Origin of the sequence: Marinobacter nauticus (assembly GCF_003634635.1) — a bacterium.
In the GTDB taxonomy this organism is placed as follows: Bacteria; Pseudomonadota; Gammaproteobacteria; order Pseudomonadales; family Oleiphilaceae; genus Marinobacter; species Marinobacter nauticus.
This window is the reverse complement of sequence record NZ_RBJB01000004.1, coordinates 470,583-486,767: the sequence shown is the minus strand read 5'-3', so window position 1 is coordinate 486,767 and position 16,185 is coordinate 470,583. Positions and strand designations below refer to the sequence as shown.

General features: G+C 58.9%; 12 protein-coding genes. 4 read left to right on the top strand and 8 right to left on the bottom strand.

Going from position 1 to position 16,185, the window contains the following annotated elements; all coding sequences use genetic code 11:
• The first annotated feature begins 1 nt into the window (after position 1).
• The 4 genes from C7436_RS13610 (at position 2) to C7436_RS13595 (ending at position 6,824) form a co-directional block, all read left to right on the top strand.
• Positions 2-2,590, top strand: coding sequence for a PEP/pyruvate-binding domain-containing protein (locus C7436_RS13610; protein WP_121208153.1), 2,589 nt, complete (start codon positions 2-4; stop codon positions 2,588-2,590).
• A gap of 49 nt (positions 2,591-2,639) precedes the next feature.
• Positions 2,640-3,911, top strand: a complete 1,272-nt coding sequence (locus C7436_RS13605; protein WP_121208152.1) for a sensor histidine kinase — start codon at positions 2,640-2,642, stop codon at positions 3,909-3,911.
• A 2-nt stretch (positions 3,912-3,913) separates the two neighbouring features.
• Complete coding sequence (locus C7436_RS13600; RefSeq protein WP_022993387.1) at positions 3,914-4,447, top strand: response regulator transcription factor; 534 nt, start codon at positions 3,914-3,916, stop codon at positions 4,445-4,447.
• Positions 4,448-4,694: 247 nt separating this feature from the next.
• Positions 4,695-6,824, top strand: a complete 2,130-nt coding sequence (locus C7436_RS13595; protein ID WP_121208151.1) for a putative bifunctional diguanylate cyclase/phosphodiesterase — start codon at positions 4,695-4,697, stop codon at positions 6,822-6,824.
• Positions 6,825-6,833: 9 nt separating this feature from the next.
• Here the strand turns inward: C7436_RS13595 and C7436_RS13590 are convergent, their stop codons facing one another.
• From C7436_RS13590 to C7436_RS13555, 8 genes are all read right to left on the bottom strand, one after another.
• A complete protein-coding gene (locus tag C7436_RS13590; RefSeq protein ID WP_014420213.1) occupies positions 6,834-7,493 on the bottom strand; it encodes an energy-coupling factor ABC transporter permease in 660 nt (219 codons plus the stop codon).
• An 88-nt stretch (positions 7,494-7,581) separates the two neighbouring features.
• Entirely contained in the window at positions 7,582-9,306 is a 1,725-nt protein-coding gene (locus tag C7436_RS13585) for a SulP family inorganic anion transporter (protein WP_121208150.1), read from the bottom strand.
• Positions 9,307-9,313: 7 nt separating this feature from the next.
• Positions 9,314-10,180 (bottom strand): MBL fold metallo-hydrolase, encoded by an 867-nt coding sequence (locus tag C7436_RS13580; RefSeq protein ID WP_121208149.1) that lies wholly within the window; start codon positions 10,178-10,180, stop codon positions 9,314-9,316.
• An 82-nt stretch (positions 10,181-10,262) separates the two neighbouring features.
• Positions 10,263-11,789: a sensor domain-containing diguanylate cyclase gene (locus C7436_RS13575; protein ID WP_121208148.1), complete on the bottom strand. Its 1,527-nt coding sequence runs from the start codon at positions 11,787-11,789 to the stop codon at positions 10,263-10,265.
• Positions 11,790-11,853: 64 nt separating this feature from the next.
• Complete coding sequence (locus tag C7436_RS13570; protein WP_121208147.1) at positions 11,854-12,477, bottom strand: tetratricopeptide repeat protein; 624 nt, start codon at positions 12,475-12,477, stop codon at positions 11,854-11,856.
• Positions 12,474-13,256 carry an SDR family oxidoreductase gene (locus C7436_RS13565; RefSeq protein ID WP_022993394.1) on the bottom strand — a complete coding sequence of 261 codons (783 nt, stop codon included), beginning with the start codon at positions 13,254-13,256 and terminating at the stop codon, positions 12,474-12,476. The genes C7436_RS13570 and C7436_RS13565 overlap by 4 nt, the downstream gene beginning before the upstream one ends.
• Entirely contained in the window at positions 13,243-15,435 is a 2,193-nt protein-coding gene (locus C7436_RS13560; RefSeq protein ID WP_121208146.1) for an AMP-binding protein, read from the bottom strand. Before C7436_RS13560 ends, C7436_RS13565 begins: the two co-directional genes overlap by 14 nt.
• Positions 15,419-16,129, bottom strand: coding sequence for a thermostable hemolysin (locus C7436_RS13555; protein WP_121208145.1), 711 nt, complete (start codon positions 16,127-16,129; stop codon positions 15,419-15,421). The genes C7436_RS13560 and C7436_RS13555 overlap by 17 nt, the downstream gene beginning before the upstream one ends.
• Positions 16,130-16,185: the final 56 nt, after the last annotated feature.

Here is a 16,185-nt window from a genome sequence, read left to right as displayed (position 1 = left end):
CATGACGCACCAGCAGCCTCAGCAGACCACAGACCGGGTGTCCACCGGACTGCCCGGTCTGGATGAGGTGCTGGATGGCCTGCGAATCGGCGACAATGTTGTCTGGCGGGTCTCCGATCTGGACGATTACCGCCGATTCGTTCTTCCCTTTCTGGATGCTGCCGCCGACGCCGGCCGGCAGATCATCTATCTCCGCTTCGGCGAGCATCCGCCGATCATTGACCAGCACCCTGCGGTGCGCACCATCACTATTGATGCCCTCGGCGGTTTCGAGAGTTTTACCAGCCGGGTCTGGCACCTGATCGAACAACATGGCCGCGGCGCCTTCTACGTTTGCGACAGCCTGAGTGAGCTACTCAATGCCTGGGCCACCGACGCCATGGTGGGCAATTTTTTCCGGGTAGTGTGTCCCTTCCTGTTCGAACTGGATACCGTCGCCTGGTTCACCCTGCACCCGGACCGACACTCCCGGATGACCCTGGACCGGATTCGCCAGACCACCCAGGTGCTGATTGATGTACACCGCCACGGCGACGATGTGCAGATTCATCCCATCAAGGCCTGGCGCCGGCAATCACCGACCATGTTCCTGCCCCATCGGGAACAGGCTGGCCAGTTCTGGCCGATTACCGACAGCAGCGATGCCACCCGCTTGCAGGCCTCGCTGGAATCCGGGCACCTGCATCGCCAGCCACTGCTGGATTACTGGGACAGACTGTTCCAGGAAGTCAGCCGGGCCGTTTTTGAACAGGACCAGACCTGCATGCCTGATCTGCAGGAGCAGGTTCTGCAGGTGATGATCAGCCGCGACCCCAAGATTCTGGAACTGGCCCGGCGCTACCTGACTCTGGAGGATCTGCTCACCATTCGCAGCCGTCTGGTTGGCAGCGGTTATATTGGCGGCAAGGCCACAGGCATGCTGATTGCCCGGAACATTCTGCTGAAAGATGCGCCTGAACTCTGGCAGCCGAATCTGGAACCCCACGATTCCAGCTACCTGGGCACCGACGCCTACTACGCATTTCTGGTCCACAACGGCCTGTGGCCGGCAATCATGCGACAACGCTCACCAGAAGGTTATCTCAGTGAAGCACCCGCCCTGCGCAAGGCCATCCTGACCGGGCAATTCCCGGCGGAAGTCCGTTCGGAGCTGGAACGCCTGCTTGACCATTACGGCCAGTATCCCATCCTGGTGCGCTCATCCAGCCTGCAGGAGGATGGTTTCGGCAACGCCTTTGCCGGCAAATACGACAGTGTCTTCCTGATCAACCAGGGGGCACCGGAACAGCGACTGGCGGAACTGGAAGATGCCATCCGCCAGGTCTACGCCTCGTCCATGAGCGACGACGCTCTGGTGTACCGTAAACAACGAGGCCTGGATCAGCGCGAGGAACCCATGGCCCTGCTGATCCAGCGGGTAAATGGCCGTTTCCATGGCCGCTACTACCTGCCCGATGCCGCGGGCGTTGGCGTGTCCAGAAACACCTTTGCCTGGGACAGCGCCATGAACCCGAAAGCGGGCATGGTCCGCCTGGTTATGGGGCTGGGCACCCGGGCCGTAGACCGGATTGAAGGCGACCACGCCTGCGTGATGGCGCTGGATCATCCCGGCCGGCAACCTTTCCGCAATCCGGACGAACACTACCGGTTCTCCCAACATCTGGTGGACCTGCTCGACCTGCAGGAAGGCCATCTGGAAACCCGGCCCCTGAGCCAGTTACTGGACACCGTTCAAGATCTGCCCATGGCCCTGATGGGCGAAATCGACCGGGCCGCCAGTACCCGGGCGGAACAGATTGGGCTGCCAGGGCCGGTCTGGCGACTGACCTTCCGGCCGCTGGTTCAGTTCAGCTCATTCATTCAGCGGCTGTCATCTCTGTTATCTACCCTGGAGGCCGGCTATCAGCATCCCGTGGATGTGGAGTTCACCCTGCATATCGATGAACAGGGCGAACCCTCCTTCAATCTGGTTCAATGCCGGCCATTGGCCACGATTGGTGAAACCGGTCCGGTCACCCTGCCGGAACATCTGCCCGCGGAGCGAGAGATTTTCCGGACCCAGGGCCACTTCATGGGCGGCAACATCAGTCTGGCGATTACGCGGGTTATCCGTGTAGATGCGGCGATCTACGCCAACCTGAACATCAATCAGCGTTACGATGTGGCCCGACGTGTCGGCGAGGTGGTTCGGGAATCCAGCGCCAGCACCCTGCTGATCGGTCCCGGACGTTGGGGCACCAGCAGCCCGGAGCTGGGCGTTCCGGTCAGGTTTGCCGATATTGCCGGCGTCAGTGCCTTGGTGGAGGTGTCGGAGAATGCCGGCGACATGGTGCCGGATCTGTCCTACGGTTCCCATTTCTTCCAGGATCTGGTGGAAACCGGTATTGCCTATGTGGCGCTGTTTCCTGAATCAGACCAGTGTCGCTACCGACCTGACCTTCTGCCCGGCGAAATCTCCCAGCCTGACAACGCCAGCGACATTGAGCGCGCCGTCCGGGTATATGTCACCGACCAGACACCCCTGCAACTGACCGGTGATGTGGTTCGGCAGGAACTGGTGTGCTATCGGCCGGTTGACCCGAAGCAATAGCCAGAGGTTTTTCGCCCCGGCACCGATAACACGCTGCTAGAATGCACTCATGGAATGGCTGACACACTCACAGACCGGTTTTCGGCAGGCCGCCCGCTACCTTCTGGGAATGCGCCTGGCCATTATTGTCACCTTGCTGGTGGCGGTCGCGGTTGCCGAAACCACCATCACCCTTGCTCATCGGGCCGAGGCGCTGCTGCTGTGCCTGCTGTACGGTGTACTGGCCACGCTCGGATGGTTATGGTTCAGCCGGCGCCCGCCCGCCTCGGCGGTTTTTGTCAGCCTTACCCTGGCAGCCGATCTGGTACTGATCGGGCTCTGGCTTTACCTTACCGGAGGCTACACCAACCCTCTGGTCTCGCTCCTGCTGCTGCCGATTGCGGTCGCCATCATCCTGGTGCCTGGGCGCCACAGTATCGTCCTGACAGTATCCGGTGTTCTGGTGTATACCGCCCTGGTGCTCTGGCATACGCCTGCCATTGAACATCAGCATCACGGCGGCGACCTGGCCCAGCTACATCTGGTGGGTATGTGGGTGACCTTTGCCCTGACTGCCACCATCCTGCTCCTGGTAGTGGGCACTCTGGCCCGCCAGCTCAGAGCACAGCAATCCCAGCTTGGACAGTTCCGGGAAAACCGGCTTCGCGACGAACAGATTATTTCTCTGGGCCTGTCCGCCGCGGCCGTCGCCCATCGTCTCGGAACGCCCCTGAACACCATGACGTTACTGCTGGATGAAATTCGCTCTGCCACTTCTAATCGGGGCGACAAGCATCTGGAGGATGATCTGAGCATGATGCAACAGCAGCTGGCACTGTGCAGTGGCCATCTCCAGCAGCTGACCCAGGCGGCCGTCGAAGCCCGCAACGCAAAACTGGAAAACCTGCCGGTGTCCGCCTGGCTCAAACGGCTTCGGGAGTCTGCAACCTTGCTCTGGCCCGCCGGGCCGATACGCTGGGCAGACGATTGTCCCGAGGCCATGGTTGCGGTAGATGCCACCCTCGATCAGGCGGTACTGAACCTGCTCGCCAACGCCCTGACCGCCAGCCCGCAATGGGTCGCCGTCAGTTGCCAGAGGGCCGACAATGCACGGGTCGAGATCATCGTCGAAGACCACGGCGATGGTCTGGAAAGTGCCTTTGCCGGTGCGCCGGGCGAAGACGTGGTGGATTCCCGCAACGGCCTGGGTGTGGGGCTGTTTCTGTCCAACGCCACCATACAGCGACTGGGCGGCCACCTTCGTGCCCGGGTGAGCGATCAGGGCACCACCATGGTGATCGACCTTCCGATGTCTGACGCACCTTCTACGGGAGTTATCTGAACATGACAGACGGCGAATGCTGGTTGCTGATTGATGACGATGAGAGCTTTCTGCAGGTACTAAGTCGCTCTCTTGCACGACAGGGCGTGGAGAGCGCGACGGCCAGTAACCGGGCGGATGCGCTCCGGGCCCTTGGCGAGAAGCACTTTAACCGCTGCGTGCTGGACCTGAATCTGGCGGGTGAGAGCGGCCTGCAATTACTGCCAGAACTACTGCAGGTTGATGACAATCTGGAGGTCCTGGTGCTGACCGGTTACGGCAGTATCGCGACAGCGGTAGAAGCCATGCGCCGTGGCGCCATGAACTACCTGTGCAAACCGGTCACCGTAAGCCAGCTGATTCACGGTTTTGAGCCCATTGAAGGCGCCCCCGAACTGCGCCAGGAACCGCCGTCGGTGGAGGAAATGGAGTGGGAGCATATCCAGCGGGTGTTGAATGAGCATGAAGGCAACATATCAGCAACCGCCCGGGCCCTGAACATGCACCGGCGTACACTTCAGCGCAAACTGCAAAAACATTCCCGCTGGCGGCAATAGTGCCTCGATTGTCATCGAACCGTAAAAAGTCGTTACGAATTGACGATGGTCAATTATCTGAAACCAAGGTCGAATGCCTTCCAGCCCCGGATGAGGTAGCATCCCTCGCACCTCTCATTGCAATATACGGATAACAAGTACACGGAAAATGCGGAGGTTGCGGGTAGCCATCATTGCCATTCCCGCGAACAGTTCTCACATGGAGAGGAGGAAGACGAAAGCCACCGTTAACCGGAACACCTGATCTATGCCCAACACCCCGGACTCTCCCCAGCCTGCTTCGGATATCGATCCGAAACGACTGGCCCTGGTCGCCACCGCCAGCCGTAACATGGCACTGATACTGGATGCCGGCGGCTGCATCGAATGGGTCAACCAGGCGTTCGAGAAGCATACTGGCTATTCGCTGAGTGCAGTTCGCGGAAAGCTTCCCAGCCAGGTTCTGGCCGGGCCGGACACGGATCCTGATACCGTCAGCCGGATATACCGCCACCTGTTCCGGGGCGAGGCGTTTGAAGAAGACATCCTGCACTATACCGCCAGCGGCGAACCCTACTGGGTACACACCTACTGCACACCGGTGGATGGCGCGGACGGCGTTGAACCCGGCTTCGTGGTGATCCAGACCAACATTTCTGACCGGAAAAACAGTGAACGCGGCCTGCGCATCGCTGCCAGCGTCTTTGATCGCAGTCACGAGGCGATTGTCATCACCGATCACCTCAACCACATTATCGATGTAAACCCTGCGTTTTCCCGGATTACCGGCTACAGCCGTCAGGAAGTACTCGGCCTCAACCCTTCCATTCTGAGCTCTGGCCGCCATTCCCGGGAATACTACCGTTCCATGTGGCAGTCCATCGAAAAGACCGACCACTGGCGCGGAGAGGTGTGGAATCGCCGCAAAAACGGTGAGGAATATGTGGAACTGCTATCCATCAGCCGGGTGCACCTGGAAGAACCCGGCAAACATTATTATGTGGCGGCGTTCTCCGATATCACCGCCCTGAAGAATCACGCCAAAGAGCTCGACCGGGCCGCGAATTACGACGACCTCACCGGTCTGCCCAACCGACAGCTGCTGGAAGAGCGGTTGCGATCCGCCAAGGCGCACGCGGACCGGCAGAAACGCTCACTCGCCATCTGCTATCTTGACCTGGACGGATTCAAGGGCATCAACGATGAACTCGGCCACGATTTCGGCGACGAGGCCCTCCGCATGGTGGCGGAACGGCTCACCAGAAGTCTCCGCAGCGGAGATACCGTCGCCCGGATCGGCGGCGATGAATTTGTTCTGCTGATTCAGAGCGAACATTCCGAGCCCCTGTATCAGCGTATCCTGACCTCGGTCAGTGAGCCTTTCGACATGGCGGGTAAAGAGGTAAATCTGACAGCCAGCCTCGGCGTCACCCTGTACCCGGAAGATGATACCGACGCCGAAGGCCTGATCCGCCATGCCGACCAGGCCATGTACGCTGCCAAAGAGAAAGGCCGCAACCAGTTTCATATTTTCGATCCCGGCCAATATGCCTTCCGCAAGGAACGTCGGAACCTGCTGATGGAGATTTCCCGCGCCCTGGAGAACAAGGAATTCGAACTCTACTTCCAGCCACAACTGCGCATGGCCGACTGCCAGGTGATTGCCTTCGAGGCCCTGATCCGCTGGAACCACCCCGAAAAAGCGCTGATTACCCCCGGTGCCTTTCTGCCGGCGGTGGCCAACAGTCACCTGGAGATCCCCCTGGGCCAATGGGTGCTGAAAGAGGCGATTCACCAGATGAACCGATGGCGGGAAGCCGGCGAAGCCCTGGCTGTCAGCATCAATATCAGCGCGCCCCACCTGATGGACCGGAAGTTTGCGGACTACCTGGAAGGCTATCTGCAAAGTCATCCGGAAGTGAGCCCCGGGCAAATCACCCTGGAAGTGCTGGAATCCACGGCGCTGGAAGACACCAAACGCGCCAGCAATGTGCTGGCGCGCTGCCAGTCTCTGGGGCTGCAGGTGGCGCTGGACGACTTTGGCACCGGCTTTTCCTCGTTGACCTACCTGCGCACCCTGCCCGTGGATGTCATCAAGATTGACAAGAGTTTCGTCCGCAACATGCTTACCGACGCCAATGACCGTGCCATCGTCGAAAGCGTCATTTTTCTCGCACAGCGTTTTGACCACCCCGTAGTGGCCGAAGGGGTGGAAACGCTGGAGCACGCCACCGCACTGCGGAACATGGGCTGCAACCTGGTTCAGGGCTATGGCATCGCCCGGCCTATGCCGTCAGACGAAGTACTGGGCTGGCTGGACAACTGGCGTCGGAGAATCCACTCCAGCAGGGACATTCGTGAACTGCAGACCGTTTCGGAGCAAGGTGAGGGCATCTGAACAGCAGGGTTACCGGTAGCGGCTCTGATCCAGCGTACTGAGCCGGTCCGGATGGAATACCATCAGGCCAGTGACAAAGGTGCCGTTGATGAAACCCTCCGGAATCATGAACAGCGGCAGATACCTCAGATACTCATGCACCAGTTCATCAAAACTGTAGGTACCGCTGCTCCATAGCATCAGGCACATCACCATGCCCGCCGCGGCAACCGACAGACCGGCTCCGAAAAAACCACAGAAGAAGATGTAAGCGAAGAAGTTACGGAAATTGCGCCGCCGTTCCCACAACATGATGCCATGGCTGACCAGGGCTGGCACCATCACCGTAATCAGGCCGTTAGCGGCAAACATCAGTAGCGGCTCGCGCCCGGTGATGACGGTGATCACCAGGGCCAGCAGGCCCGCCAGCACGGCCAGAGCCCAACCCAGCATCAGGGTAATCACCGTGATGCCAAAGATGTGAATCGCCAATCCTGGTGAAATACCTGCCCGTAACTGCCAGACAAAACCCAGAATCACCGCAGCACCAAAAAACGAATGCTGCAGAGCGTTATCCTTGCGCAAGGCGGACCAGTCGACAGAACGCACCGCTTTCAACAGGATCACCGCAAACAACACGGCGGTGATCAGCCATTGACTGGTGGAGAGCAGGTTGTCGGTCATTCCCATGGCGTTTTACCGGTGCGGGTGCGATTGGAAATAGGGGGCAGTGTCTACACATACCCCATACACCGTCAATGGGATCACACCGTTCAGGTCAAGCCGCCAACGCCGCCCGGTCCGTGAGCGCTTGCCAGGCTTCATAAGTGCTCAGGAAAATGCGTCCGCCCAGGTGTTCCAGCAACTCCGTGCCTTTGAGCCGGTCCATGACCGGGCCCTTGATTTCCGAGAAATGCAGACGCACCCCGGCGTCGCGCAGCCGTTCGTTAATCGCTTCCAGGCTTTCCAGGGCTGAGGCGTCAATAAGGTTCACCGCCGGACACACCAGCACCAGATCGGTCAGCTCCGGCTCCCGGGTAACCAGATCCATCACGGTTTCTTCAAGGAAACGGGCATTGGCGAAATACAGGCTTTCATCCACCCGCAGGAAGGTAACTTTGGGACAGAGTTCCACCTCATGGCGCAGCACGTTGCGGAAATGCTCGGTGCCCGGCACCCGGCCCACCACGGCGCTGTGGGGGCGACTGGTTCGGTACAGGAACAGGCCAATCGATAACGCCACCCCGGCAATGATACCGGCTTCGACACTGTGACCAAGGGTAAGCAGGATGGTCGCCAGCATGGCCCCGAAATCGGTACGGGAATATCGGAAAGTGCGGCCCAGTGCCGGCAGATCAATCAGGGTGATCACCGCCACAATAATGGTCGCCGCCAGCGTCGCCTGGGGCAACCAGGCTATGGCCGGAGTGAGGAACAGAGTGGCCAGGGCGATGCCCACCGCCGTGTAAGCGCCAGCCGCCGGTGTTTCTGCGCCGGCATCAAAGTTCACCACCGAACGGGAAAAGCCACCGGTAACCGGCATACCGCCCGACAGGCCGGACCCCAGGTTGGCGGTACCCAGACCAATCAGCTCCTGGTCCGGGTCAATGCGCTGGCGCCGTTTGGCCGCCAGGGTCTGACCCACCGAAACCGATTCCACGAAACCTACCACACTGATCAGCAAGGCGCTGACCGCCAGTTGGGACCACAGGCCAAGATCTAGACTGGGCATGGTGAAGGAAGGCAATCCTGACGGTACCTCACCGACTAGTCGCACCCCCTGCTCATCCAGCCGCAATGCCCAGGCAACCAGAGCGGTGACGAGCACCGCCAGAATGGGCGCGGTCTTGGTCAGGATATCAGCCGCCCGGGGCGCCAGGCCGAGTCGATGCAGTACCGGTTTCAGGTACCGGCGCGACCACAACAGGAACATCAAGGCCCCGCCCCCGATCAACAGCGTGGGCACGTTGGTATTGCCCAGGGAAACCAGTAACGAGTGACCAATATCCAGCAAGTTGTGGCCATTGGCCTGGATACCGAACAGGTGCTTGAGCTGGCTGGCGGCAATGACAATGCCCGAGGCGGTAATAAACCCGGATATCACCGGATGGCTCAGGAAGTTAGCCAGGAATCCCAGCCGCAGAACCCCCATCAGGGTCAGCATCAGGCCAGACATCACCGCCAGCAAGATAGCTCCAGCCAGATACTCAGCAGTGCCCGCCTCGGCCAGTGGCGCCAGAGCAGCCGCCGTCATTAGCGAGGCCACCGCCACCGGGCCAACAGAGAGGGTGCGACTGGTTCCGAACACCGCATAGATCACCAGTGGCAGGATGCTGGCGTACAACCCGACCTGCGCCGGGAGGCCTGCCAGCAGAGCGTACGCCAGGGACTGCGGAATCAGCATAACGGTGACAATGACGGCAGCCACCAGATCACTGGTGGCCTGGTCGCGACCGTAAGATGGCGCCCATTGCAGAATGGGCAGATAGCGTTTCAGATTCATGCGCGGCTCAGAACAGGTTGACCGGTACCTTCAGGTACACCTGGCCGTTGTCTTCTGCAGACGGCATATGGCCCGCCCGCATATTCACCTGCACCGACGGCAGGATCAGCCTCGGCATATCCAGCGTTGCATCCCGCTCGGCGCGCATCTTCACAAACTCCTCTTCCGACACACCATCGTGCACGTGCACATTAGTCTGGCGCTGCTCGGCCACGGTGGTCATGTGCTGGTATTCATCACGGTCGGGTGCCTTGTAATCATGACACAGGAAAATGCGAGTCTCCGGCGGCAACGCCAGAACTTTCTGGATGGACTGATACAGAACCCGGGCATCACCGCCCGGGAAATCACAGCGGGCCGTGCCGTAATCCGGCATAAACAGGGTATCGCCCACAAATGCGGCGTCGCCAATCACATAGGTGAGGCAGGCCGGTGTATGGCCGGGCGTATGTAGCACACGGCCTTCGAGGCTGCCGATCGCAAAGGTGTCGCCTTCCTCAAAGAGCCGGTCAAACTGACTGCCATCGCGGGCAAACTCGGTACCGGCGTTAAAGGCCTTGCCGAAAATTTCCTGTACCTGAATGATTTTTGCCCCGATACCGGTTTTGCCTCCAAGCTTTTCATGCAGGTAGGGAGCTGCTGACAGGTGATCCGCATGTACGTGAGTTTCCAGAATCCATTCCACGATCAGATCGTTCGCCTGAATGTACTGAATGATCTCGTCGGCCGAGCGCACATCGGTGCGGCCAGCGGCATAATCGAAATCCAGAACCGAATCCAGAATCGCACAGACCTGGCTGTCGGGATCGCGCACGACATAACTGAAGGTGTTAGTGGGTTCGTCGAAAAAATGCTGAACGATGGGCTGGGTCATGGTATTCACCTCTGAAGTCGCCAGTTCTTTAATTTGATCTAAGGATATACTGAAACGATATATAAGGTGAAATGCTGTTTTCTTATATGTGCGATAACCCAAATCCATCGAACAGACAATTCCGCCCGCCCGCCTTCGCTTCGTAAAGACGATGATCTGCGATGGCAATCAATGCCTCCGGAGTCGCAGGCTGAGCTGTCAGTTCCGAAACACACACCGCGCCCGCGCTAACGGTAATTCGTAGCAATTGTCCGTCACACTCAAATTGTTCCTCCCGCACGGATTGAAAAATCCGGCCAATCAGCGGGACAACATCCTGTTGGTTAACTCCCGAAAAAACCACAATAAATTCTTCGCCACCATAGCGCGACACAACGTCTGTAGTCCGGCTGTATTGCGTCAATAGTAACGAAAACCGCTTTAAAATCTTGTCGCCAACAAGATGTCCAAATCCGTCATTTATGCGCTTGAAGTGGTCAATATCAAATATGGCTACACAAAATTTTTCGCCATAACGATTACAGGCCGCCAACATTTCTTCCATGCGCGGTAGCAGGTATCGCCTGTTGTATAGACCTGTAAGTGGGTCACGAATTGAACGGCTGACCAGATCCTCTTCCAATCGATTTCTCTCCAAAGCTCCGGAAAGCAGGCCAGATACGATAATCATCAGATCAGACTGATCTCGGCGCCAAGGTCTTAAACTGAGTGAATCAACTCCAAAGAATCCCATGACTTCACCTCGCACAAGAATTGGGGCACAAATCATGGACTTCACACCCTGAGACTGAAGAAGCAATTTCTCTTCAGTCGCATCAACCGGAAGTGCGTTTACGTCTTCAACAAAAACCACTTTATCCTGGTCAATCATTCGATGGATCTGACCCTGCCACCAGGTAAAGCCTGAGATATCGACCTCTTGTTGTTCAGCGATCAAAGACGGCACTCCAGCCCTGGTCCACTCATGCGTGTTGGTCATTTGGGCGTAATCTTTGGAAAAGGCATATACATAGGCTCGATCAACCTCAAAGAAACGTCCTATAGCTTTTAAAAGATCGTCAATGCACTCATCAATCGTGCCAAAGCCCAAATGAATAAAATGCGCAGACAAGGCTGCGATCATTTTCTGGAATCGCGCCTGATATGAGGCCTCTTCTTCACTCATTCTGAGACTGCGTTCAAGCGCTTTGTAGTGCTCTATATTGATAAATTGCCCGTACCAGATAGTGCTTCCATCCGGCTGTTCTTCTGGCATGGAAGTGGCTTCGTACCACTGAACTTCTCCGTCTTTTCCCCTGACTCTGGCCCGGTAACACCAAGGCGACATGGTATTCGCAGACAGCAAAATCGATTCTCTAATACCATCGAGATCGTCCGGTGCAATTAATGCAAACATTGGATCCGCATCGCCGTGTAAACGAACCGGTTCAATGCCGAACACGTCTCGGACCCGATCACTAATATAGGGAAAAGCGTGGTGGCGCCGGTCGGCACTCAATTGGTAGGTGAACAGAATGCCGGGAACACTTGATGCCAGTTTTCGGAAAAAACTCTCCGAGAGTGCTTGCATCTCCGTCTGAGCAGGCGCTGACTTCGGTGTTCCCTTCATTGTTTGGGTTCCTCATAACCTCACATAAAAAGTGTAGTGCAAGGCTATAGTACCCGCGAGTTCTCTAATTCAAATCCTCAAGGAGTAACTCGGCTTCTGCCCGACGACCGGCATCGGCAACCTCACGACCAGGTCTCGACGGGGCTGCCAACACTTTTTCAAGATAGACCCGTGCCCGTTGAGGCTCGTCCTGCTCCGCCAGAAAATCTCCAAAGAAGTAATTGGCATCAATACCTTCCGGGTTGATTGCCAGCGATTTCTGCAGGTACTTCCGGGCCATCTCATCATCCCCGAACCCCAACGGCCAGCCCGGCACCTGATAATACAGGCTACCCAGTGAGGTATAGGCTGAGCCATCCAGCGCCTCCGGAGCGATCTTCAGGGCCGCTTCCAGGGAGGCCCGGGCCTCTTTCACCAGTCCCAGCGCACCCAGGCCGCCTTTGGCGCCGGCGTAGGTACTGAGCACAATACCCTGCCAGATCAGCGGTTCGGCACGGCCCGGATAATCAGCGACAAAGGTCTCGGCATCTTTGGCCAGTGCCTCAAATGCCTTTTCCTTATCATCTTCGGGCAACTGGTACTGGATCTGCGCCCAGCGTTGCTGGATTTGTGCCAGTTCAGCCCGCATGTCCTGAGCCCACAGGGGCATGGCCATGACCCCCGCCAACACCATTACGATCCACTTCATGACACCACTCCTGAATCCAGAAAGCGCCGGATCACCGGCAGTTGTTTTAACATGGCTTTATCCACAAGCTTCGGCAGGATGCCGTTGATCACCACAAACAGTTTTTCCGGCCAGCCGAGAAAACGTCGGCGTTCATCTTTTTCCATCGCCTGAAGAATCTGGGCTGCGACAGCTTCCGGTGCATCCATGGCATTGCCCAGGGCACGGTTCAGCTCGTTCACCGGCGCCGGGTTCATAGCCGTGGCCGTGGCTCTGGGCGCTACGTACACCACCTGCACCGGGGTGTCCGCCAGCTCCCGGCGCAGGGCTTCGCTGAATCCGCGCAGGCCGAACTTGCTGGCGCAATAGGCGGTGTAGCCGGGAAACCCGATGCTGCCGAAGGTGGACCCCACCAACACCAGGGCGCCCACGCCGGCTTTACGGAAACGAGGCACAAAATGCCGGGCCACCAGCATAGCGGAACGCAGATTGACCATAAGCTGTGCATCCAGGTCGCTGACGGCCATGGCATCCAGCGCCGCAAACCGGTTCTGGCCGGCGCAATGAATTACACCATCAATATCGGGATACACCTCACTCAACTGTTGAAGCTGTCGATCCAGCTCCGGGCTGGCCAGCTCCAGGTGTACCGGAGAAACGCCGGCGCGCTTTTCCAGCCGCTCCGGATGTCGGGTCGCAACGATCACCCGGGCACCGCATTCCACCAGCGGCCCGATCAGGGCCTGGCCAATGCCACCGGTACCACCCAGCAGCAGGAAGGTACGGTCATGCAGCCTCATGACGTTGCTCCTTGCCATGGGCCCGCAGCGGAATACTGTGAAGCATATCGCCGTACAGGCGATACACCATGCGCGCGGCCTCGATGATGGCCTGCTGGTCCTCCGGATCGGTGATGTCGTTCATCAGGTTGCGGAAGAACTCAAAGTGGTCCTGATCCAGGGCGCCGTGAGAGTACAGATAACTGAACGCCTGATTGGGCAGGCCCAGCTGTTTCTGGATGGCTTCACCCAGGGGCGTGGCCAGCTCAATGGAGGTGCCCTCCAGCACCTGAACCATGCCAAAAAACGCCGCCGGGTTACCCCGCTGGATGCGGTCATACAGGTAGGCCACCATCAACTCGATGGAGGTATCGGGCTGGCCATGACGAATGGCTTCCTTGTCTTCACCGCAGGCTTCAAGGTCGTTGAGAATCCACTCGTGGTGGCCGTATTCTTCCTCGATGTATTCCACCAGTGCCTTGCGCACGAATTCCAGCCGTTCGGGCAGCCGGCCACCACAGGCCATCATCAGTGGCACGGTGTGCTTCACGTGGTGATAGGCCTGGGTCAGGAACCAGGTGTAACCCTCAAGATCAAAGCGACCCTCGCGGATAGCCTGAATCACCGGGGCTCCGGTGACATGGGCCCGGGCCTGTTCAGTTTCGGATTGCAGTCGGTCAAAAAATGCCATGTTGGAGTCTCCTGGCGTTGGCTGTCGGATAGAAGTGCCCGCAGGCACTGAGAGATTCATGAATAAGGGAAAGGATTCGGCCATGAGCCTGGGCAGGTCCGCCTGAATCTGGTGCCGCACCGGGCGACCGTTGGCCGTGATGTGACCCTCGGCCTGGGTCAGCCGTTGCCGGCGCAGGTACACAGCCTGCAGGCGGGCATAATCCGGCAAACCGGCATTCAGCAACGTCAGGGCCGCACGCACATCATCAGGGCTTCGATTATCGGTGATCACCACCAAAGCACCGGGTTGTGGCTCACCATCGCCAAATACCACGGCCTGAGTGGCCCCCAATGCCTGGACCAGTTCACTTTCCAGCCATTCCGGGCTGATGTTCCGGCCAAAGCTGGTGATCAACAGATTCTTGGCCCGGCCGTTGACGGCCAGAAAGCCCTCGGCGTCCTGGTCGCCCAGATCTCCGGTATCCAGCCAGTCATCGGCTTGCGGCTCATCACCGAGATACCCCAGATGGGTATTGCCCCGAACCAGAATCCGGTGTTCGTTATCCACCTTTACCTGCACATGCCCCAGGGGCCGGCCCACCGAGCCTTCTCGCTCGGCTCCGGGCACGTTCAGCGCCACCACCGAGCCACATTCAGACAAACCGTAGCCCTCGTACAGAGGCAACCCAATCGACCGTCCCCGGGCCAACAGGTCCGGCGATACCCGGCCGCCGCCGACCGCCAGGAAGCGAAACGAATCCGTTGTCAGCAATCCCTGCTCGCCGGCATTGACCAGCGCCATCGCCAGCTCAGGCACCAGAATCACGGAATGGGGTTGATGCCGGTTCAGGCCGGCCACCAGCTGGCCGAGATCGAGGCCACTGCTGCCGGTCATGCCCAGGGTCTGCAACGGGGCAACCGTCACCGTGGCGCCCATCAGCAGGGGCAGGTAAACCCCGGCAATGTTCTCCAGCAGGGTTGCCAGCGGCAGAATGCACAGGTGTTGATCCAGCTCCACACCTTCCAGCCGCTGCTGCAGCGCACCGGCGGTCGCCGCCAACTGCTGCGCCGACAGGCACACGCCCTTGGGGGTACCAGTACTGCCGGAGGTGAAGGTAATCTTGGCGGTGTGTTCCGGCATCCAGGAGGCAGCAGGGGACACCGGCAAATGTCTCAGCCAGACACCATGACCGATCATCTCCGTCTGTTCTGCTTCGCCACTGAATACCAGGGCATCCAGCCCGGCCCGTTGAATCAGGTGCTCGGTCTGGCTTCTGGAAAAAAACACCGGCACCGGTACACACACCACGTCAGCCATCAGACAGGCCAGGTCCGCAACCACCCAGGCCGGGGTGTTGTCGCCACACAGGCCGATGCGTTTCACGCCCAGGTTCCGCAACTGCTCGGCCAGCAACTGCGCCGCCCGCCATAGCTGCTGATAACTGAAACTGGCGTCTGGCCCCTGCAGTGCAATGCGATCCGGATGTTGCCGGACCCGCTGAGACAGGAGATCAGGCAAGGCGGCCATAGGCACCTCCCAGGTCTGCCTGCGGTTTATACTCGGCCGCAACAACCGGCTGCACCAGCTTCAGCAAGCCGGCGGTGCGCAAGGCCGCCATACCATCAGCGACCTTGATGGTCATCACCACCGGATGATGGTCGTAATAGCGACCCCAACCAGCGCCGCCATCCGGCAATTTTGAAGGGTCGGCATCCGCCAGCACCTGCGTGGCGATGCCGAGCCGATGGAAACTGTTGCGCAACTGGTCGGTACCGGTACACACCACCCAGTCATAGCCGGCAGCATCCAAACACACTGAGAGCGAGGCGAACAGATAGCGGCTGACCCCGGCTTCCACCCCGGCCAGGTGGGCAATTTCGGCAATACCGCTGCGTCTGGTTCCCGGTTCCGGCATCAGTGTTTGCACCGGCACCGACAGGTAATCCTCCAGAAACAGGGTGTCGGTCGCGGCATTTCGGACACCGACCGCGGCCATCAGGCTGCCCTGGGCCGTAGTCAAGGCGAGCAGGGAGGGGATACGCAGGTTTGGCTCGGCGCCGTACGCTTGCTGGAAGCGGCGGCGAATGAAGGCCGCAACGCTCTCCGCCATCCTTGTACCAGGCACGATTTCACTGAACCACCGTCCGGCGCAACGAAGCAATGGCACGACATCTGGAGCGTCCGGCGGACAACAAGCAGAAATGGTCAACGGATCAGTCATCAGGGTTCTCCAACAGCCAGGGCCAAGCGGGCCCTCTGGTCACGGCTGCCAGATTA